General features: G+C 66.8%; 15 protein-coding genes and 1 pseudogene. 7 read left to right on the top strand and 9 right to left on the bottom strand.

What is annotated here, in order from left to right:
- Both AVJ23_RS23355 and AVJ23_RS13545 read left to right on the top strand, forming a co-directional pair.
- Nucleotides 1-157: pseudogene (locus tag AVJ23_RS23355) on the top strand (IS3 family transposase); the annotation flags it as partial.
- 413 nt (nucleotides 158-570) lie between these two features.
- Nucleotides 571-1,260, top strand: coding sequence for a hypothetical protein (locus AVJ23_RS13545; protein WP_157772677.1), 690 nt, complete (start codon nucleotides 571-573; stop codon nucleotides 1,258-1,260).
- A gap of 12 nt (nucleotides 1,261-1,272) precedes the next feature.
- Here AVJ23_RS13545 and uvrB read toward each other — a convergent pair whose 3' ends face one another.
- The 9 genes from uvrB to AVJ23_RS13500 all read right to left on the bottom strand — a co-directional run bounded on the left by uvrB (nucleotide 1,273) and on the right by AVJ23_RS13500 (nucleotide 13,316).
- Nucleotides 1,273-3,465 (bottom strand): excinuclease ABC subunit UvrB, encoded by a 2,193-nt coding sequence (gene uvrB / locus AVJ23_RS13540; RefSeq protein ID WP_058862731.1) that lies wholly within the window; start codon nucleotides 3,463-3,465, stop codon nucleotides 1,273-1,275.
- Between the two features lie 124 nt (nucleotides 3,466-3,589).
- The gene (locus tag AVJ23_RS13535; RefSeq protein WP_058862730.1) at nucleotides 3,590-4,477 is read right to left on the bottom strand and encodes a 2-oxo acid dehydrogenase subunit E2; all 888 of its coding nucleotides are present in this window, start codon (nucleotides 4,475-4,477) and stop codon (nucleotides 3,590-3,592) included.
- 10 nt (nucleotides 4,478-4,487) lie between these two features.
- The gene (locus AVJ23_RS13530) at nucleotides 4,488-5,918 is read right to left on the bottom strand and encodes an NAD-dependent succinate-semialdehyde dehydrogenase (RefSeq protein WP_058862729.1); all 1,431 of its coding nucleotides are present in this window, start codon (nucleotides 5,916-5,918) and stop codon (nucleotides 4,488-4,490) included.
- 15 nt (nucleotides 5,919-5,933) lie between these two features.
- The gene (locus AVJ23_RS13525; protein ID WP_058862728.1) at nucleotides 5,934-7,232 is read right to left on the bottom strand and encodes a biotin/lipoyl-containing protein; all 1,299 of its coding nucleotides are present in this window, start codon (nucleotides 7,230-7,232) and stop codon (nucleotides 5,934-5,936) included.
- Nucleotides 7,222-8,217 carry an alpha-ketoacid dehydrogenase subunit beta gene (locus AVJ23_RS13520; protein WP_058862727.1) on the bottom strand — a complete coding sequence of 332 codons (996 nt, stop codon included), beginning with the start codon at nucleotides 8,215-8,217 and terminating at the stop codon, nucleotides 7,222-7,224. The genes AVJ23_RS13525 and AVJ23_RS13520 overlap by 11 nt, the downstream gene beginning before the upstream one ends.
- 13 nt (nucleotides 8,218-8,230) lie before the next feature.
- A complete protein-coding gene (locus tag AVJ23_RS13515; protein WP_058862726.1) occupies nucleotides 8,231-9,226 on the bottom strand; it encodes a thiamine pyrophosphate-dependent dehydrogenase E1 component subunit alpha in 996 nt (331 codons plus the stop codon).
- 124 nt (nucleotides 9,227-9,350) lie between these two features.
- On the bottom strand, nucleotides 9,351-10,649 hold the full coding sequence (locus tag AVJ23_RS13510; RefSeq protein WP_058862725.1) for a M24 family metallopeptidase: 1,299 nt from the start codon (nucleotides 10,647-10,649) through the stop codon (nucleotides 9,351-9,353).
- 75 nt (nucleotides 10,650-10,724) lie between these two features.
- The gene (locus AVJ23_RS13505; protein WP_058862724.1) at nucleotides 10,725-11,534 is read right to left on the bottom strand and encodes an SDR family NAD(P)-dependent oxidoreductase; all 810 of its coding nucleotides are present in this window, start codon (nucleotides 11,532-11,534) and stop codon (nucleotides 10,725-10,727) included.
- Nucleotides 11,535-11,582: 48 nt separating this feature from the next.
- Nucleotides 11,583-13,316: an ABC transporter substrate-binding protein gene (locus tag AVJ23_RS13500; RefSeq protein WP_084794577.1), complete on the bottom strand. Its 1,734-nt coding sequence runs from the start codon at nucleotides 13,314-13,316 to the stop codon at nucleotides 11,583-11,585.
- 315 nt (nucleotides 13,317-13,631) lie between these two features.
- On the opposite strand from AVJ23_RS13500, the gene AVJ23_RS13495 reads away from it, so the two are divergent.
- From AVJ23_RS13495 to AVJ23_RS13475, 5 genes are all read left to right on the top strand, one after another.
- Nucleotides 13,632-14,597 carry a sugar ABC transporter substrate-binding protein gene (locus AVJ23_RS13495; RefSeq protein ID WP_058862722.1) on the top strand — a complete coding sequence of 322 codons (966 nt, stop codon included), beginning with the start codon at nucleotides 13,632-13,634 and terminating at the stop codon, nucleotides 14,595-14,597.
- Nucleotides 14,598-14,675: 78 nt separating this feature from the next.
- Nucleotides 14,676-15,488, top strand: a complete 813-nt coding sequence (locus tag AVJ23_RS13490) for an SDR family oxidoreductase (RefSeq protein ID WP_058862721.1) — start codon at nucleotides 14,676-14,678, stop codon at nucleotides 15,486-15,488.
- A gap of 37 nt (nucleotides 15,489-15,525) precedes the next feature.
- Nucleotides 15,526-16,500 (top strand): ABC transporter permease, encoded by a 975-nt coding sequence (locus AVJ23_RS13485; protein WP_058862720.1) that lies wholly within the window; start codon nucleotides 15,526-15,528, stop codon nucleotides 16,498-16,500.
- Nucleotides 16,501-16,513: 13 nt separating this feature from the next.
- Nucleotides 16,514-17,515 carry an ABC transporter permease gene (locus AVJ23_RS13480; protein WP_058862719.1) on the top strand — a complete coding sequence of 334 codons (1,002 nt, stop codon included), beginning with the start codon at nucleotides 16,514-16,516 and terminating at the stop codon, nucleotides 17,513-17,515.
- Nucleotides 17,512-19,020: a sugar ABC transporter ATP-binding protein gene (locus tag AVJ23_RS13475; RefSeq protein WP_058862718.1), complete on the top strand. Its 1,509-nt coding sequence runs from the start codon at nucleotides 17,512-17,514 to the stop codon at nucleotides 19,018-19,020. Before AVJ23_RS13480 ends, AVJ23_RS13475 begins: the two co-directional genes overlap by 4 nt.
- Nucleotides 19,021-19,183: the final 163 nt, after the last annotated feature.

Genomic DNA, 19,183 nt, shown 5'->3' with positions numbered 1-19,183 from the left:
ATACTACAACACCCACCGGTACCATGAGAGCCTCGGGAACCTGACGCCGGCCGACGTCTACTACGGCCGGGGTGACCAGATCCTGCAACAGCGAGAGGAAATCAAACGGAAAACCATGCTCGCTCGGCGCTTGCGCCACGAAACTGCAAACGCGTAACATCAACCAGCGGTGAGCCAGAGCCTCCAGTCTGGAAAGCGCTCAAGCGTCCCAAATTATCTGACGACGGACAGTCTACCTCGCGTGACGTTTGGGGGGAAGACCGCAGGAACGGCTCAGGCCATCGGTGCGCAAGGACACTCTTCCAATAAAATGTAAACGCCCGGCTATTGCGCTGAACGGTCGCGTGCGACGTCCAGATCCCGGACCGCCGCGCCTGCGCCGGGACATCCGGGGCGGATCAGGTCATGTGTCGATGTATTGGATCTCGTATTCGACAGGGTCGCCGTCTTCGAGCGTGAAGCAGACAAGGCGCAGGTCTTCGGTAATGTAACTTACTCCCTGAGAAAGCTTCTTTCTCAAGGCGGGCTTTGCACCGCTGCTTGTACGTTGCTGGCCCAAACGAAACCGTCGTGACCCCGACGGTCAAATGCGTTACCCAATTTTGTGGACGTAAAGCGATTGAAGCCATACGAATTCAAGCTCTGCCTGATTTCTGGAGCCGGATGCCCCTCAACGTGCATCCTCAAGACCAGGCTATCCTCGCCGGTCCGGATGCCGGGTGCTTCAATCTCGACTATCCGCCTCCCGCCTTCATCGGCGACATCGTGAATGCGAAGGTCGTCATTTTGCTGCTGAATGGTGGATTTGATCCGGAGGTGACCCCGGCCGAGTTTCCCGACACGGCCAGCGAAGTGGCCTATCGGGACAGGTTGGCGCGGCCCCGTCTGATCGAAGACAGGCATACCGCGCCATACTACCTTGGGCGGAACTACACCCAATGGTTGCGCGAGGGTCGGGCGGCCGTGTTGAACGCCGTCGCCTATCGATCCCGGGACACAGGAGATGCTTGCGTTGCCCGCCTGGCCAAGGTGTTGCCGTCCGCCGAGTTTCACAGGACCTGGCTGAGGGAAACGTTGTGGCCCGAAGTGAGCGCCGGTCGCAGGTTCGTGGTCGTGAATCGCTGGGGCCTGTGGAACGGTGCGGATGCGGTTTTCCGCAATTGCGATTTCGCGACAGGTTGGCATGCGGCCCGATCGCGCGATCTGAGCCGCCGGGAATATGACGCGGCATCGCGGTTCCTCGCGCGACAGACAGGTTGAGCGGCAAGCGCCTCAGCGCTTGCGCCGTTTCAGGCCGCCGCGTTGGCCGGGTTTGCCGGCGGTGCTGCGGCCCTTGGCCTTGACCGCCTCGGCCGAGGCCTTCTCGACCGCCTGTTGCCGGGCCAGCGGGTCGTCGGAGACGGCAAGGTCGACGGCTTCGAGGCGTTTGATCTCGTCGCGCAGGCGGGCGGCTTCCTCGAATTCGAGGTTCTCGGCCGCCTTGCGCATGTCGGTGCGCAGCCCCTCCAGCACGGCCTGCAGGTTGGAGCCGGACTGCTTGTCGTCGATCGTGGCGGTGACGCGGTTCATGTCCACGTCGCCCTGGTAGAGACCGGCCAGGATGTCCTCGACATTCTTCTTGACCGTCTCGGGCGTGATGCCGTGTTCCTCGTTATAGGCGATCTGCTTGGCGCGGCGGCGCTCGGTCTCGTTCATGGCGCGTTCCATGGAGCCGGTGATCCGGTCGGCATACATGATGACGCGGCCATCGGCGTTGCGCGCGGCGCGGCCGATGGTCTGGATGAGCGAGGTCTCGGAGCGCAGGAAACCCTCCTTGTCGGCATCGAGAATGGCGACCAGCCCGCATTCGGGGATGTCGAGCCCCTCGCGCAGCAGGTTGATGCCCACCAGCACGTCGAAGGCGCCCAGACGCAGGTCGCGCAGGATCTCGATCCGCTCGATCGTGTCGATGTCGGAATGCATGTAGCGCACCTTGATGCCCTGTTCATGCATGTATTCCGTCAGGTCCTCGGCCATGCGCTTGGTCAGCGTGGTGGCAAGCGTCCGGTAGCCGGCCTGGGTCACGCGGCGCACCTCGTCGAGCAGGTCGTCGACCTGCATCTCGACGGGGCGGATCTCGACCTGCGGGTCGAGCAGGCCGGTGGGGCGGATCACCTGCTCGGTGAAGACGCCGCCGGCCTGGTCGAGCTCCCACGCGGCGGGCGTGGCCGAGACGAAGACCGATTGCGGGCGCATCGCGTCCCATTCCTCGAACTTGAGCGGGCGGTTGTCCATGCAGGAGGGCAGGCGGAAGCCGTGCTCGGCCAGGGTGAACTTGCGCCGGTAGTCGCCACGGTACATACCGCCGATCTGCGGCACGGAGACATGGCTCTCGTCGGCGAAGACGATGGCATTGTCGGGGATGAATTCGAACAGGGTGGGGGGCGGCTCGCCCGGGGCGCGCCCGGTCAGGTAGCGCGAATAGTTCTCGATCCCGTTGCAGGAGCCGGTCGCCTCGAGCATCTCGATGTCGAAATTGGTGCGCTGTTCCAGCCGTTGCGCCTCCAGCAGCTTGCCTTCACCCACCAGCTGGTCGAGCCGCTGGCGCAGCTCCTTCTTGATGCTGATCACCGCCTGGTTCAGCGTCGGGCGCGGCGTGACATAGTGGCTGTTGGCATAGAGGCGGATGCGGTCGAACGTGTCGGTCTTCTTGCCGGTGAGCGGGTCGAACTCGGTGATCGATTCCAGCTCCTCGCCGAAGAAGGACAGCTTCCACGCCCGGTCCTCGAGGTGGGCGGGCCAGATCTCGAGGCTGTCGCCCCGCACCCGGAAGCTGCCGCGCTGGAAGGCCTGGTCGTTGCGGCGGTATTGCTGGGCCACCAGGTCGGCCATCACCTTGCGCTGGTCGTAGTCTCGCCCCTTGTGGAGGTCCTGCGTCATGGCGCCGTAGGTCTCGACCGAGCCGATGCCGTAGATGCAGGACACCGAGGCCACGATGATCACGTCATCGCGTTCCAGAAGCGCCCGCGTGGCCGAGTGGCGCATGCGGTCGATCTGTTCGTTGATCTGGCTTTCCTTCTCGATATAGGTGTCGCTGCGCGGCACGTAGGCCTCGGGCTGGTAGTAGTCGTAATAGCTGACGAAATACTCCACCGCGTTGTCGGGAAAGAAATTCTTGAACTCGCCGTAGAGCTGGGCGGCCAGCGTCTTGTTGGGCGCGAGGATGATGGCCGGACGCTGGGTTTCCTCGATCACCTTGGCCATGGTGAAGGTCTTGCCCGTGCCGGTGGCGCCCAGCAGGACCTGGTCACGCTCGCCGCCCCGGACGCCGTCGCTCAGCTCGGCGATGGCCGTGGGCTGGTCGCCGGCGGGGGCGAACTCGGTCTGCATGACGAAACGCTTGCCGCCCTCCAGCTTCTCGCGCGTGGAAACCTCCGGCGCGGCAGCGTGCAGGACGGGCATCTGTTCGGGGGAATTGTTGTGCATTGCGGCGACTCCTTGCGGCAAATGTGGCATGGCCGCCGCCAGTTGCAACCGTTGGCCGGTGCATTCCGGCCCCGCGGGGCGCGCAAGGATGACGGGGCGGGCGCGCTGCCCGCCCCGGGTGCGCTCAGACCATCATGCGCCGCGGGTCCGCCAGCAGGCCCGCCAGGGTCGACAGGAAGCGCGCCGCATCGGCGCCGTTGATCACCCGGTGATCATAGCTGAGATCCAGCGGCACCATGGGCACCGGGCGCGGCGTGTCGCCCTCCCAGACGGTCACCGTCTCGGTCCGGGTGATGCCGAGGATCGCCAGCTCGGGCGGGTTGACGATGGGGGTGAAGGCGGTGCCCCCGATGCCGCCAAGGTTCGAGATGGTCATCGAGCCGCCGCCCATCTCCTCGCCCTTGATCTTGCGGGCCTGCGCGCGACCGGCAAGGTCGGTGATCTCGGCCGCGATCTGCCACAGCCCCTTGCGGTCGGCATCGCGCACCACCGGCACCATCAGACCGTGCGCCGTGTCCACGGCGATGCCCACATGCACGTAGTCCTTCAGGATCAGCGTCTTGCCATCCGGGGTGAGCGAGGCGTTGAAACGCGGGAACTCGCGCAGGCAGCGCGCCAGCGCCTTCACCTGGAAGGCCAGCGCGGTCAGCTTGACGCCGCGGGCCTGCGCCTCGGGCCGCAGCTGGCGGCGCAGCGCCTCGATCGCGGTCACGTCGGCGCGGTCGTGATGGGTGACCTGCGGGATCAGCGAATTGGCCGCACCCAGATTGCCGGCCGCGACCTGGGCAAAGCGGCTCATCGGTTCTTTGCTGACGGGGCCGTATTGCGCGTGGTCCACCTCCCAGTAGTAGGTGTCGCCGGCCGTGGCCGGGGCCGGGGTGCCGCCGGAGGCGCGGTCGAGATCCTCGCGCGCGATGCTGGTGCGGCCCAGCTCGCTGGCCAGCTTGTCGATGTCGATGCCCTTGTTCAGCGCCAGCGCGCGGACCGAGGGCGGGGCGATCACGTCAGACATGTCCGCCCCCTCACCAGCTGGCCGAGATGTATTGCGTTTCCATGAATTCGAGCATGCCCTCATGCCCGCCTTCACGCCCCAGCCCGGATTGCTTGGTGCCGCCGAAGGGTGCGGCGGGGTCGCTGACCAGCCCGCGGTTCAGCCCCACCATGCCGTAATCCAGCCGCTCGCAGACCTGCAGCGCGCGCTTCATGTCGCCCGAGAAGACATAAGCTACCAGCCCGTATTCGGTGTCATTGGCGCGCCGGATCACGTCCTCCTGGTCGGTGAAGCCCTGCAGCGCGGCGACCGGGCCGAAGATCTCGTCATGCACGCAATCGGCACTTTCAGGCACGCCCGACAGCACGGTCGGCGGGTAGAAATAGCCCGTGCCGCCCGGTGTCTCGCCGCCGCATTCCACGCGGGCGCCCTTGGCCACGGCATCGGCGACGAAAGCGGCCACCTTGTCGCGCGTGTCGGCATTGACCAGCGGGCCCACATCGACCGAGGGGTCGCTGCCGTCGCCGACCTTCAGCGCGCGCATCGCCTCGGTCAGCTTGGCGGTGAAGGCCTCGGCCACGGAATCATGCACGTAGATGCGGTTGGCCGCGGTGCAGGCCTCGCCCAGGTTGCGCATCTTGGCCAGCATCGTGCCCTCGACGGCGAGGTCCAGGTCGGCATCTTCGAAGACGATCAGCGGCGCGTTGCCGCCCAGCTCCATCGCCGGTTTCAGCACCTGGTCGGCGGCGGAGTGCAGCAGCTTGCGGCCCACGCCGGTGGAGCCGGTAAAGCTGACCACCCGCACGCGCGGGTCATGCAGCATGTGATCGACCAGCGCGCCGGTGCGGCGCGAGGGCAGCACGTTGACCAGCCCGGGCGGCACGCCGGCCTCTTCCAGCAGCGGCATCAGCGCCAGCATGGTCAGCGGCGTCTCGGAGGCGGGCTTGATGATGACCGCGCAGCCCGCGGCCAGCGCCGGGGCGATCTTGCGCGTGCCCATGGCGGCGGGATAGTTCCACGGCGTGACCAGCACGGCCAGCCCGGCGGGCTTGTGCTGCACCATGATCCGCGCGCCCGAGGCGGGGGCGTGGGTGATCATGCCATCGGCGCGCACGGCCTCCTCGGCGAACCAGCGAAAGAACTCGGCCGCGTAGGCGGCCTCGCCCATGGCATCGTTGCGCGCCTTCCCGTTCTCCAGCGTGATCAGCCGGGCGAACTCTTCCTGCCGCGCGGTCATCAGCTCCCAGGCGCGGCGCAGCACCTCTGAGCGGGCGCGCGGCGTGCGCGCCGCCCAATCGGCCATGGCGGCCTCGGCCGCGTCCAGCGCGGCATCGGCATCGGCGATCTCGGCCGAGGCGACCGAGGCCAGCACCTCTTCGGTGGCCGGGTTGAGCACGTCGAAGCGGGTCTTGTCCGCCCCCTCGCGCCACTGGCCGTTGATGTAGAGATCGGTGAACTCCATGAAACTCTCCGTCGGTCAGAGCAGGTGGCGGAGCGGCTGCTCCATCCGGCCCGCGAATTCGGTCAGCAGGGTGACGGTATCGGCGGCCGCCAGCGCCCCGCCGGGGCATTCCAGCGTGACAGCCAGCCCGTCGCCCGCGGCGGTCAGCGTCAGCACCGGCACCTCCTCGGCGCCCAGCTCGACCTGTACGACACGGGAGTGGCGCAGGTCGCGCAGGCGCAGGTCGGGGGCGGCACCGTCTTTGGCCGGTTCGATCCGCGCGAAGGGGCCGGGCGGCACGGTGTAGAGCGTGGTCCGGCCCGGGCGTTCGACCGCGACCGTGGCGGTATCTCGGGACAGGCTGGCGGCGGCCAGCCCGGCCAGAAGCGCGCCGGGATCCTTCAGCCCGGCGCTGTCGGCGGCCCAGTCGGCAAAGGCGGTGAAACCTTCCTGCGGCAGCTCGGCCACCAGCCGGCGCGATGCGCTCGCCGCGCCCGCGGCGGCGGCCGGGGCCGTCTCGGGCAGCGATTTCAGCACCTCGATATCGGCAGCGTGATAGGGCTGGGGATGGCCCGCCTCGACCAGCCGCGCCAGATCGAGCCCCTGTTCCAGCGCCAGCCGCCGCGCCTTGGGCGAGGCGAGGATGCGGCCATCGGACCGCGCTGGCGCCGGCGGTTGCTTCGGCGTGGGCTTGGCGGGCGGCGCGGGCTCGGACGCGGCGGGTTCGGGCGCGGGCTCGGGCGCCGGGGTCGCAGGCGCGCCGGCCAGGCTGCGCTGCACCGGGGCGTCGGGTTTCTCGGCCGTGATCACGGCGATCGTGTCGCCCACCGGCGCGGCCTCGCCGGCCTCGGCCAGCAGCGCGGCGACATAGCCGTCGGCCCCGGCCTCGACCTCCATCGTGGACTTGTCGGTCTCGACCTCGAAGAGCACGTCCTCGCGGCCAACCGCATCGCCGGGGGCCTTGTGCCACGCCACGATCATCCCGGTGTCCTGCGCCATGCCGAGCGCCGGCATGATGACATTGTGCCCCTCGGGAAGGGCGTCTTCAGCGTCCGCCGCGGGCTCGGGGGCGGGGGTGGCCGGGGCCGGATCTTCGGCGGTCTCGCCGATCAGGGCGATCACGCCGCCCACCGGCACCTCGTCGCCGGCGCCGGCGCGCACGTCGTTGAGATAGCCGTCCGCCTGCGCCTCGACCTCCATGGTCGCCTTGTCGGTCTCGACCTCGAACAGCACCTCGCCGGTGCTGACCGCCTCGCCGGCCTGCTTGTGCCATGCCACGATCAGCCCGGTCTCCTGCGCCATGCCGAGCGCGGGCATGATGACCTCATGCGGCATGGATCATCTCCCCGCTCATCAGGCGCCGCGCCGCCTCGGCCACGCCCTCGGGCGTCGGCACGGTGATGTCCTCGAGCGCGGGGCTGAAGGGCACCGGCACGTCCATCGCGCCCATGCGCAGCACCGGCGCGTCGAGATGGTAGAAGGCCTTCTCGTTGATGCGGCTGGCGATCTCGCCGGTCACGCCAAAGCTCTGGTGTCCCTCGTCGACCACGATCACGCGGCTGGTCTTCTTTGCCGAGGCCAGCAGCGTCGCCTCGTCCAGCGGCACGATGGTGCGCGGGTCGATCACCTCGGCCGAGATCCCCTCGGCGGCGAGCGTCTCGGCCGCGGCCTCGCAGACCTGCACCATGGATGAGGTGCCGATCAGCGTGACATCGCGCCCCTCGCGCTTGATGTTGGCCTGGCCGAAGGGGATCAGGAATTCCTCTTCCGGCACCGGGGCCTTGTCGTTGTACATCAGCTTGTCTTCGAAGATCACCACCGGGTTGTCGTCGCGGATGGCGGTCTTCATCAGCCCCTTGGCCTCGTAGGCCGAGGAGGGCATGGCGACCTTGAGCCCGGGGATATGGGCCACTAGCGCGTGCAGCGACTGGCTGTGCTGCGCCGCCGAGCGGCGCGTGGCCCCGAGGTTGGTGCGCAGCACCAGCGGCACGTTCAGCTTGCCGCCCGACATGTAGTAGGACTTGGCCGCCTGGTTGCAGAGCTGGTCCATGATCAGGAACAGGAAATCGCCGAACATCAGGTCGACCACCGGGCGCGCGCCGGTCATGGCGGCGCCCACGGCGATCCCCATGAAGCCGGGCTCGGATATGGGCGTGTCGAGCACGCGGTCGGTGCCGAATTCCTCGACCAGGCCCGAGAGGACCTTGAAGGGCGTGCCGGCCTCGGCCACGTCCTCGCCGATGATGAAGACGGTCTCGTCGCGGCGCATCTCCTCGGCCAGCGCCTCGTTGACCGCCTTGGACAGTGTGATCTCTCGCATTCTTCCGGTCTCCTCAGGCGCAGGCATGCGCGATATCGGTGTAGACATGCATGTCGACCTCGCGCGTGTCGGGGTAGGGGGCCTTGAGCGCGTAATCGACGGCGGCGGCGGCATCCTCGCGGATCTCGGAATTCATCGCCTCGATCTCGTCCTCGCTGGCGATGCCCTGCTCGACCAGCCAGGCGCGCATCCGGATGATCGGGTCGCGGTTCTCCTTCCAGTCCTGCTCCTCGTCCTTGGCGCGGTAGTATTCGCGGTTGATGTCGCCCACGTGGTGGCCGTGATAGCGATAGGTCATCAGCTCGACGAAGAACGGGCCCTCGCCCTTGCGGGCGCGCGGCACCAGATCCTGCATCAGCGCGTTCACGCCCAGCACGTCCTGCCCGTCGACCTGGTGCGCCTCGATGCCGAAAGCCTCGGCCCGGGCGGTGATCGAGCCGGCGGCGATCTCCTCGGTCTTGGTGTACTCGGAATAGCCGTTGTTCTCGCAGGCATAGATCACCGGCAGGTTCCACAGCGCGGCCATGTTCATGACCTCGTACATCAGCCCCTGCGCGGTGGCGCCGTCGCCGAAGAAGCACACGGTCACGTCCTCGGCGCCCTGCAGCTTGGCGCGCAGGGCCGAGCCGGTGGCGATCCCCATGGAGCCGCCCACGATGGCATTGGCGCCAAGGTTGCCGTGGCTCTGGTCGGCGATGTGCATGCTGCCGCCCTTGCCGCGGCAATAGCCCTCTTCCTTGCCCAGAAGCTCGCAGAACATGGCCTTGAACTCGGCCCCCTTGGCGACGCAATGGCCGTGGCCGCGATGGGTCGAGGTGATGCGGTCGCTGTCGGTCAGCGCCTCGCAGATCCCCACGGCCACCGCCTCCTCGCCGGAATACATGTGGGTCAGGCCGGGCATCTTGGCGGAAAGGTACAGCTGGTTGGCATTGTCCTCGAAAGTGCGGATGCGGACCATCTGGCGGTACATGCGCAGGTAGTCCTCGGTATTGTGCTTGGTGTCAGACATCTGTCGGGCTCCTCGTCCCCCTCGCACCGCCCGGCCCCCGGCCCGGGCGGGCAGGGGGCGGGCGGCGGTATTGTCGTCTCGGGCCCGGCCCGCGCGGCCCCCGCGGGGCCGGCGGGCGCGCGGGTCAGTAGCGGTTGGCGATGGGCAGCTCTTCGGCCGGGAAGAGCGAGATCACCTCGCAGCCGGTCTCGGTCACGACGACCTCTTCCTCGATCCGGGCGGCCGAATAGCCGTCGGCGGCCGGGCAGTAGGTCTCCAGCGCGAAGACCATGCCGGTCTTGATCTCCATCGGGTGATCCAGCGACACGGCGCGGCTGATGATCGGACGTTCATGCAGGGCGAGGCCCAGCCCGTGCCCGAACTGCAGGCCAAAGGCCGCATCCTCGTTCGGGAAGCCGAGGCTTTCCGCGGTGGGCCAGACCTCGGCCACCTTGTCGGTGGTCACGCCGGGCCGGATCATCGCGATCGAGGCGTCGATCCATTCGCGCGCCTTGACGTAGGCATCGTTCTGCGCCGGGGTCGCGCGGCCGACATTGAAGGTGCGATAATAGCAGGTGCGGTAACCCTGGTAGCTTTGCAGGATGTCGAAGAAGGCCTGGTCGCCGGGGCGGATCAGCCGGTCGGTGAAGTTGTGCGGGTGCGGGTTGCAGCGCTCGCCCGAGATGGCGTTGATCGCCTCGACATCGTCCGAGCCCATCTCGTAGAGCAGCTTGTTGGACATGGCGACGATGTCATTCTCGCGCACGCCGGGTTTCAGCTCTTCGTAGATCATGTGGTAGACGCCATCGACCATGCTGGCCGCCTGCGTCAGCAGCTGAATCTCGTCCCAGTTCTTGATCTCGCGCGCCGCCAGCATGATCTGCTGGCCGTCCACGACCTTGATGCCCTCTTCCTGCAGCGCGTGGAACATGGCCGTCTCGGCATAGTCGACGCCCACCGGCATGTCGGCCATGCCCGCATCCTTGATCAGCTGGGCGATCATCTTGGCATATTTGCGCATCAGCCCGAATTCGGGCGGGATCGTGCCGCGCATCCCCACCACGCCGGCGAGGCAGTGATCGGGCTCCAGCCAGTCGGAATATTTCTGGTGGTGCACCGCGGCCGAGCCGAAATCCCACACATACGGGGAATCGTCGCCCGTCAGCAGGCAGAAGCGGCACATCTTGTCCCGCTCCCACTCGCCGATCTTGGTGGCGCTGACATAGCGGATGTTGTTCACGTCGAAGAGCAGCAGCGAGCCCGCGGGCGAGTTCCTGAGCGACTCGCGCGTGCGCGCCAGCCGGTAGCGGCGCAGCCGGTCATGGTCGATCCGGCGCTCGAAATCGACGGACATGTGGCCCGGAGAGGGCAGCTTGGCCTCCCATTGCCAGTTGGGTTCAAGATCCTGCGGCGTCAGCAGGTTGGGCATGAGTGCACGAGACATGACGTCCTCCTGCGGATGCGGCGGGGCGCATCCGGCTTGTCAAGAATTCGGGGTCGGGGTCTGGGGCGTGGGCGGTTACTGGATGCACCAACCGCCATCGATATGGATCATCTGGCCGGTCATGTAGTCGCTGTCATCGCTGGCCAGGAACGAGGCGGTGCCGGTGATGTCGTCGGGATAGCTGACCCGCTTGATCTGCAGCGCGTCGCGGACGATGTCGTCATAGGCCTGACCCTCGCGCTCCTTGAAGCCGATATCGACAAGGTCCTTGTCCAGCTGCTCCCAGAGCGGGGTGACAACAACGCCGGGGGCGTAGCCGTTCACGGTGATCTTATGCTCGGCCAGCCCGATCGCGCCGCAATGGGTCAGCGCAAGGCAGCCGTATTTCGAGGTGCAGTAGACGGTGACGTCGACCAGCGGCTTGCGCGAGGCGATACTGCCCACGTTGATCAGCTTGTAGGGGTGATCCTCCATCGGGCCCTGCTTGATCATCTGGCGGGCGGTCTCCTGCATGCCCAGCCACATTGCCTTGGTGTTGACGTTCATGATCATGTCCCAGTTGTCCTCATCGATATCCATGAAGAACCGGGGCTTGTTCAGGCCCGCGTTGAACAGGCCCACATTGATCGAGCCGAAGGCGTCCACCGTGGCGGCCACCGCGTTGGCATTGTCCTCGCGCTTGGTGACGTCCATGCGCACCGCGACCGCCTTGCCGCCGCCCGCGCTGTTGATCCGGTCGGCCACCTCCTGCGCGGCGTCGAGGTCGAGGTCGCCGAGGCAGACATTGCCGCCCTGCGCGGCGAAGGCCTCGGCATTGGCGGCACCCATGCCGCGGCCGGCGCCGGTGATCAGGATGTTCTTGCCGTTCAGGCGATTGGGGTCCATGGTCGTCTCCTCCTCAGTCACGTCAACCCGGCGGCGGGCCCTGCGGGCTCACCGCATCACCGCGTCCGCGCGATCCTGCGCGCGCCGCAGCGCCTCGCGCGGGGTGACGACCCCGCGCAGCATGTCGTGGAATTCCTCGCCGCAGATCTGGATGATGTCGCAGATCTCGGGGATCGGCGGGCGCGGCCAGAACTGCAGCTCGTCGCGCCAGGACATCGCGTCCACCGCCTCGAAGATCGGCGAGGCGCGTCGCACCTCGGGATCGGCGCCGACGGAATAGCGCGGATTGGTGCGGCTGCCGTTCTGGACATACAGCTTCTGCGCCTCGGGCGAGGTGAAGACCAGCAGCGCCTCGACCGCGGTCTCGATCCGTTCCGGTGCGAGATTGGCCGGAATGCCCATCACGTAGCCGCCCACCGGCGCCACGTTGCGCGCGCCCGGCCCGTGCGGATGCGGCAGGTAGCCGGTCTGGTCGGCCGCGGGCGAGCTTTCGTCCAGCTCGAAATACGGCGCCAGCAGCGTGTAGCCATAGGCCATCGCCACCTGGCCCGCGGCATAGGGGCGGACCCGCTCGTACCAGGACATCGACAGGATGTCGGGAGGCGAGTATTTCAGCAGCTCCATCAGGAACTCGGCCGCGCGCAGCCCCGCCTCGCTGTCGATCACCACGCGGTGGTCGCCCTCGGCCAGCTGGTCGGTGTCGAAGCCGCCGGCATGTTCGGGCAGGTTCAGCACGGGCTGGCCGAAATCGGCCATGGTCATCAGCACGGTATGACCCAGCGCGGTGCCGCGCGCCGCGTTCCACGCGATGCCGTAGCGGCCGCGCAGCGGCTCGTGAAAGGTCTCGGCCGCGTCCAGCAGCGCGTCGGTCGTGGCCGGCGGGGCCAGCCCGGCCTCGGCGAACAGGTCCTTGCGGTAGAAGAACAGCTCGGGCGTGGTCTGGGCGGGCACGCCGTAGGGCCGGCCACCCCAATGCGCCGCCTTCCAGCCCGCAGTGTGAAAGTCGGCCGGGTCCAGCCGGTCCACGTCCATGATCTCGTCCAGCGGCATCAGGATGTCGCGCGTGGCGAACTCGCCCAGCCAGGGCAGGTCCAGCGCGATGATGTCGTAGCGGCTGGCCGGGCGCTCGGCATTGCGCAGCGCCTCTTCGCGCAGCCGGTCGATCGAGAACGCGCGCTGGTTGATGTTCGTGCCGACGGCCTGCTCGAACTGCCGCTTGAGATTGTCCATCACCATGAAGGTCGGATCGCCATGCACCAGCACGCGGATGCCACCCGGCGCCTTGAGCGGTTCGGCCAGCACCTTGAGCGGCGGAATGGACTGCGCCGACATGTAGGAGGCGGCGTAATAGTAATCCTTGGCATCCCGCCCGCGCTCGCGGCCGCCGAACTTGGCCTCGCCCAGCCGGCGCACCCGGCCCGACAGCTGCATCCAGCGCTCCAGCAGCTTTTCGCTGGGATGCATGGAAAAGCTCTTGCCGGTCTTGGTGCGCGGGCGCTGTTCGATCAGCCCGGCCTCGACCATCTCCTTCAGGCGCCGGTTGGCGGTGGCATAGGGCACCTGGCTGGCGCCGATCAGCGAGGTCGGCGTGATCGTGCGGGCCTCGAAATGGCCCTGCATCAGGTGCAGGGTCATGCGCAGGTAGGGGTTTGGCGCGAACAGGTCGATCGCATCCTCGAGCTCGTCCTCGAATTCCTCCAGAAAGGACAAAATACTCAGCATCTCGGTCTTCGCCTGGGGCGAGACCGGGGCCTGGTCGTATTTCGTGCCGAGGAAACTCATGGATCGGGTCTCTGTCCTGTCCCTGAATGTGCTGCGCCGGGCCGGGCCCGGGGCCTTTTTGTCCGGATTGGACGGTTCCTGGTCCGCCATCGCGCTATCTCTCCAATGCATGTTCAAATTGATCTTCGAAGCGTAGACCGCATTTGTCCAAAGTGGATAAAAATAAATCCACTTCGGATAAACTTGCTGAGTTTCGGAAGGTGACGACGCGGCATGCTTTGGGCCAGTCGACCACCGCAGCAGGTGGCGATTCCCGACCCGGGAGGGGGCGGGGAGACTGATCAGGACACAGGGATACTCAGGGAGGAGATCCACATGAAGCATCGTTTCGCACTTGCCGCCACGGCCGCCACCACCGCGCTGGCCGGCGCCGCCTTCGCCGAAGGCCACGGGGGCACCATGCGCATCGGCATCACGCAGAACAACGTGGGTGTCGACAGCTACCAGACCACCTACGAGCGCGCCTTCATCGAGGCGGCCGAGGCCAATGACATGGTCGAGACCGTGGTGCTGGATGCCGGCGGCGACGTGGCGCGCCAGATCGCCCAGATGGAGGACCTGATCCAGCAGGAGGTCGATGCCATCATCATCTGGCCGACCAATGGCGAGGCGGTGATCCCGGCGGTGCGCAAGGCGTTCCAGGCCGACATCCCGGTCATCGTGACCAACTCGAACATCGCCGAGCCGGGCTTCGACTTCGTGGCCTCCTTCTCGGGGCCCGACAACATCACGCAGGGCCAGCGCTCGGCCGAGATCATGTGCGACAAGTTCAAGGAGATGGGCATCGAGGACGAGGCCAAGGTGGTGCACATCACCGGCCAGCCGGGATACACCACCGCGATCGAGCGTGCCCAGGGCTTCAACGACCGCCTGCCCGAGGTCTGCCCCAATGTCGAGCAGATCGACCAGCAGCCGGGCGACTGGAACCGCGAGAAGTCGCAGCAGGTCATGGAGGCCTTCCTCGTCAAGTATGACGATATCGACGGCGTCTATGCCGGTGACGACAACATGGGCGTGGGCGCGCTGAACGCCGCCAAGGCGGCCGACCGGGCCGAGGACATCATCTTCGTCGGTGCCACCAACTTCGCCGTGGGCTACGAGGCGATGGCCGCGGGCGAGTACTGGGGCTCGATCTACCAGTCGCCGGTCGATGACGCGCAGGCCGCGCTGCAGACCGCGATCGACGTGCTGAACGGCGAGGAGGTGCCCTTCCTCAACTATTTCGACACGCCGAAGATCACGCAGGACAACATGGACCAGTTCACCAAGCCGGTGTTCTGAGACCTGAACCCCGGGGCCGGGCGCGACACGCGCGCCCGGCCCGACGTGATTTTGCATACCGCATTTCGGGAGGACGCCATGGGCCGAGTTTCGGGGGGCCGCGTTTCGGGCCGCTCCTGCATCGTGACCGGCGCGGCGCAGGGGATCGGGCGTGCCATCGGCGAGGCCCTGCTGGACGAGGGCGCCGATGTCTGTTTCGCCGACATCAACGGCGACAAGGTGGCCGCGGTCGCCGCCGCAAATGCCGACCGTGCCGCGGCGCAGGGGGTCGGGCTGACCCATGCGCAGGTCGACGTGACCAAGCGCCACGAGGTCCGCGCCATGATCGACCACGCGGTCGACATGTTCGGCAAGCTGGACGTCAAGTTCAACAATGCCGGCGTCAACCGGCCGATGAACTTTCTCGACGTGACCGAGGAGAACTGGCGCTTCATCATGGATGTCAACGGGCTGGGCTGCCTGATCGGCATGCAGGAGGCGGCGCAGCAATTCATCCGGCAGGGCACGCCGGGCAAGATCGTCAACACCGCCTCGATCGCCAGCCGGCAGGGCTTCGACAATGTCGCGCCCTATTGCGCCTCGAAATGGGGGGTGGTGTCGCTGACGCAATCGGGTGCGCGCGACCTGGCGCGGCACGACATCACGGTGACGGGCTTCGCGCCGGGCGTGGTGGCGACCGAGATGTGGGAACAGGTCGACCAGGACCTGATGAAGATCGGTGCTGCGGAACGCCCGGGCCAGGCGATGGAAGAATTCTCGGCCACGATCCTGAAGGGGCGCGTGGCCCGGCCCGAGGACATTACGGGCACCACGACGTTCCTTGCGTCGAAGGACAGCGACTACATGACCGGCCAGATCGTCATGATCGACGGTGGCATGACGCTGGTATGACAGCCGCCGCGGGGGCGCGGCATTGGGGGAGGACGACATGTCGGAAATGACACGTCAACAGATCGGCGGGCTGCTGGCCCGCCAGGGCATTCTCGTGGCCTTCGCATTGTTCATGATCGGCTTTGCGCTGGCCAACCAGCGCTTCATCGATCCCGACAACATCCTGGGCGTGATCCGCTCGTCGGCGATCCTGGGCGTGATGGCGCTGGGGGTGACCTTCGTGGTCATCAGCGGCAATCTCGACCTGTCGGTGGGCTCGATGATGTCCTTCTCGACCATCGTCGTGCTGGACCTGCACGACAAGATCGGGCCCGCGCTGGCGATCCCGGCGATGTTCGCCATGACGCTGTGCCTGGGCGCCTTCATCGGCTTCCTGGTGGGGTACCTGAAACTGAACTCGCTGATCGTCACGCTGGGCATGCTCTCGGCGATCCACGGGCTGACGCTGACCTATTCGGGCGGCAAGAACATGGATATCGCCGACAAGGAAGGCACCTGGTTCAGCATCTTCGGCCAGGGCGAGGCGCTGGGCATCCCGGTGCCGATCCTGCTCTTCGCGGCGCTGGCGGCGGTGCTGGGCATCGCGCTGGCCAAGACGCCCTTCGGGCGCAAGGTCTATGCGGTGGGCGGCAACGGCACCGCGGCGACCTTCTCGGGGATCAAGCGGGCGCGGGTGGTGTTCTCCTGCTACGTGCTCTCGGCCCTCTGCGTGGCGATCGCCGGGCTGATTCAGGCCAGCCGGTCGCTGGGGTCGCAGAACACCGTGGGGCAGGGGATGGAACTGGAGGTGCTGGCCGCGGTCATCCTGGGCGGTGCCTCGCTGCTGGGCGGTTCGGGCACCATCTTCAAGACGGTGATCGGCGTGCTGATCCTGGGCTTCATCCAGAACGGCCTGTTGCTGGTCGGGCTGCAATTCTACGTCCAGTACGTGGTGACCTGGGTCATCATCATTCTTGCGGTCTGGCTGGATATCGCGGCCAAGCGCGGCAAGCTCTGGTCCCCGATCGCGTAAGGAGGCACGACCCATGCAACCCGGAGCACTCTCCACCTTTCTCAAGCGCGGCGCCATCTGGGGCTTCATCGTGCTGGAGCTGATCTTCTTCACCGTGGCGGGCGAGTTCCTGTCGCTGAGCGAGAAGGCCTTCATGGATGTCGACAACATGCTGCTGCTGTTCAAGCAGTCCGCGCCGATCGGCATCATCGCCATGGGCATGACCATCATCATGATCAACGGCAATATCGACCTCAGCGTCGGCGCCATCTATGCGCTGAGCGCGGTCATCCTTCTCGACAGCATGACATGGCCCGTCTTTGCCGGGCTTGGCGACTGGGTGATCCCGGTGGGCTGGCTGCTGGCGCTGCTGACCGGACTCGTGCTGGGCGCGCTGAACGGGCTGATCGTCTGGAAGACCGGCGTCGACGCCTTCATCGTGACGCTGGGCGCCATGCTGGGCTATCGCGGGCTGGTCTTCATGTATAACGGCGAGCAACCCACCAGCCACCTGAACTGGACGCTGGTCGATTTCGCCGAGGCGCAGGTCCTGGGCCTGCATACGGCGACATGGTTCCTGCTTCTGGTGACCGCGGCGATCTGGTTCCTGATGAACCGCACCGTGCACGGGCGCAACGCCTATGCCATCGGCAACAACCGCGAGGCGGCGGTCAATGCCGGCATCCGCGTGGGCCCCCACATGATGATCAACTTCATGATCGTGGGCTTTCTCGCGGCGCTGTCCGCGGTGGTGTTCTACTCCGAAAGCGGGTCGGTCAATCCCAATGATGGCGAGCTCTACGAGCTCTGGGTGATCACCGCGGTGGTGCTGGGCGGCACCAAGCTGACCGGCGGGGCGGGCTCGATCCTGTCCACCTTCGGCGGCGTGCTGGCGATCCAGCTGCTGCGCAAGGGGCTGTCGCATATCGGCGCCGATACCGAGACGGTGAACCTCGTGATCGGCCTGATCCTGATCGCGGTGCTGTTCCTGGACCGCCAGCTGAACGTGAAGGGCAAAGAGGAGCTGAAGATATGACCGATCCGACCCCCGCCCTGCGGCTCGAGGACATCGTCAAGACCTTCCCGGGCGTGCGCGCGCTGGATGGCGTGTCCTTCAGCGTCATGCCCGGAGAGGTGCACGCCCTGATGGGCGAGAACGGCGCCGGCAAGTCCACCCTGATGAAGGTGCTGGGCGGCATCCTGCAACCCAACGAGGGGCGCATCATCATCAACGAGGAACCGGCGGTCATGTCGGGCCCGCTGGACGCCAAGGCCAAGGGCATCGTCTTCATCCACCAGGAGCTGAGCCTGGCCGACGAGCTGTCGGTGGCCGAGAACATCTACCTGGGCGAGCTGCCGCGCAAGCGCTTCGGCCTCGTGGACTGGCCCAGGCTGGAAGAGAAGACCAACGCCATCCTCGGCAAGCTCAAGGTCGGCTTCGACGCGCGCACCCGGGTGGGGGATCTGTCGATCGCCAACCAGCAGATGGTCGAGATCGCCCGCGCGCTGACCGTGGATGCCAAGGCTGTGATCTTCGACGAGCCGACCGCATCCCTGACCGATGCCGAGAAGGTGGTGCTGTTCGACGTGATCGCCGATCTGCGCGCGCACGGGGTGGGGATCATCTACATCTCGCACCGGATGGAGGAGATCTTCAAGATCACCGACCGGATCAGCGTGCTGCGCGACGGCCAGTATCGCGGCACGCTGAACACCGCCGAGACCAACGAGGAAGAGGTCACCCAGCTGATGATCGGGCGCAAGCTGGATCTCAGCCGCAATGCCAGCCATCACGAACTGGGCGACGTGGCGCTCGAGGTGCGCAATCTCAGCTGCGGTCGGCTCTACCACGATGTCAGCTTCGAAGTCCGCCGCGGCGAGGTGCTGGGCTTCTACGGGCTGGTGGGCGCCGGCCGCACCGAGATCGCCGAGACGCTCTTCGGGCTGCGCACCCCCTCGGCAGGGCAGATCCGGCTGGACGGGCAGGAGACGCGCATCACCTCGCCGGCCGATGCGATCGGCAAGGGCATCTCGCTGGTGCCCGAGGACCGCAAGACACAAGGGCTGGTGCTGGGCATGAATTGTCGCGACAACATGACCCTGCCGCAGGTGGACGACCTGACCGCCGGACCCTTCGTGGCCGACGGCGCCGAGATCGCGATCTTCGACCAGTACCGTGACCGGCTGGACATCCGCACGCCGGGCTGGAAGCAGCAGGTGGGCAACCTGTCGGGCGGCAACCAGCAGAAGATCGTGATCGGCAAGTGGCTGTCCATGCATCCCAACGTGCTGATCGTGGACGAGCCCACGCGCGGCATCGACGTGGGCAGCAAGTCCGAGATCCACAAGCTGGTGCGCGACCTCGCCGCGCAGGGCTATGCGGTGATCGTCATCTCCTCGGAGATGCCCGAGGTGCTGCATGTCTCGGACCGCATCGTCGCCATGTATAGCGGCCGCATCATCCGCACCTTCACCTCCGAGGAGGTGACCGAGGACAACCTCATCCAGGCCATCTCGGGGATCGGCGAAAAGGTGGCCTGAGCGGGCTCCTCCCCCGGCGCGGCCGCCGGTCGGGACGCCGACGCGCCCCGGCCGGCGGTCGTGTCCGTTTCGGACCGCGCGCGCGCCAATCTCCTTCTGCCATGATCGACGTCAAGGCCGCCCGGGCGGGGCGGTCTAGACTGGGCGCGTCTGGGAGAGGAGA

The sequence above is a fragment of the Pseudoponticoccus marisrubri genome (assembly GCF_001482405.1).
In the GTDB taxonomy this organism is placed as follows: Bacteria; Pseudomonadota; Alphaproteobacteria; order Rhodobacterales; family Rhodobacteraceae; genus Pseudoponticoccus; species Pseudoponticoccus marisrubri.
Note: the sequence above shows the minus strand (reverse complement) of the source record. Positions and strands in the feature narration are given on the sequence as shown.

Excerpts from the sequence above, each read along its gene's own strand:
- uvrB (WP_058862731.1), bottom strand. The coding sequence starts at position 3,465 with ATGCACAACAATTCCCCCGAACAGATGCCCGTCCTGCACGCTGCCGCG.
- AVJ23_RS13535 (WP_058862730.1), bottom strand. The coding sequence starts at position 4,477 with ATGTCTGACGTGATCGCCCCGCCCTCGGTCCGCGCGCTGGCGCTGAAC.
- AVJ23_RS13530 (WP_058862729.1), bottom strand. The coding sequence starts at position 5,918 with ATGGAGTTCACCGATCTCTACATCAACGGCCAGTGGCGCGAGGGGGCG.
- AVJ23_RS13525 (WP_058862728.1), bottom strand. The coding sequence starts at position 7,232 with ATGCCGCATGAGGTCATCATGCCCGCGCTCGGCATGGCGCAGGAGACC.
- AVJ23_RS13520 (WP_058862727.1), bottom strand. The coding sequence starts at position 8,217 with ATGCGAGAGATCACACTGTCCAAGGCGGTCAACGAGGCGCTGGCCGAG.
- AVJ23_RS13515 (WP_058862726.1), bottom strand. The coding sequence starts at position 9,226 with ATGTCTGACACCAAGCACAATACCGAGGACTACCTGCGCATGTACCGC.
- AVJ23_RS13510 (WP_058862725.1), bottom strand. The coding sequence starts at position 10,649 with ATGTCTCGTGCACTCATGCCCAACCTGCTGACGCCGCAGGATCTTGAA.
- AVJ23_RS13505 (WP_058862724.1), bottom strand. The coding sequence starts at position 11,534 with ATGGACCCCAATCGCCTGAACGGCAAGAACATCCTGATCACCGGCGCC.
- AVJ23_RS13500 (WP_084794577.1), bottom strand. The coding sequence starts at position 13,316 with ATGAGTTTCCTCGGCACGAAATACGACCAGGCCCCGGTCTCGCCCCAG.
- AVJ23_RS13495 (WP_058862722.1), top strand. The coding sequence starts at position 13,632 with ATGAAGCATCGTTTCGCACTTGCCGCCACGGCCGCCACCACCGCGCTG.
- AVJ23_RS13490 (WP_058862721.1), top strand. The coding sequence starts at position 14,676 with ATGGGCCGAGTTTCGGGGGGCCGCGTTTCGGGCCGCTCCTGCATCGTG.
- AVJ23_RS13485 (WP_058862720.1), top strand. The coding sequence starts at position 15,526 with ATGTCGGAAATGACACGTCAACAGATCGGCGGGCTGCTGGCCCGCCAG.
- AVJ23_RS13480 (WP_058862719.1), top strand. The coding sequence starts at position 16,514 with ATGCAACCCGGAGCACTCTCCACCTTTCTCAAGCGCGGCGCCATCTGG.
- AVJ23_RS13475 (WP_058862718.1), top strand. The coding sequence starts at position 17,512 with ATGACCGATCCGACCCCCGCCCTGCGGCTCGAGGACATCGTCAAGACC.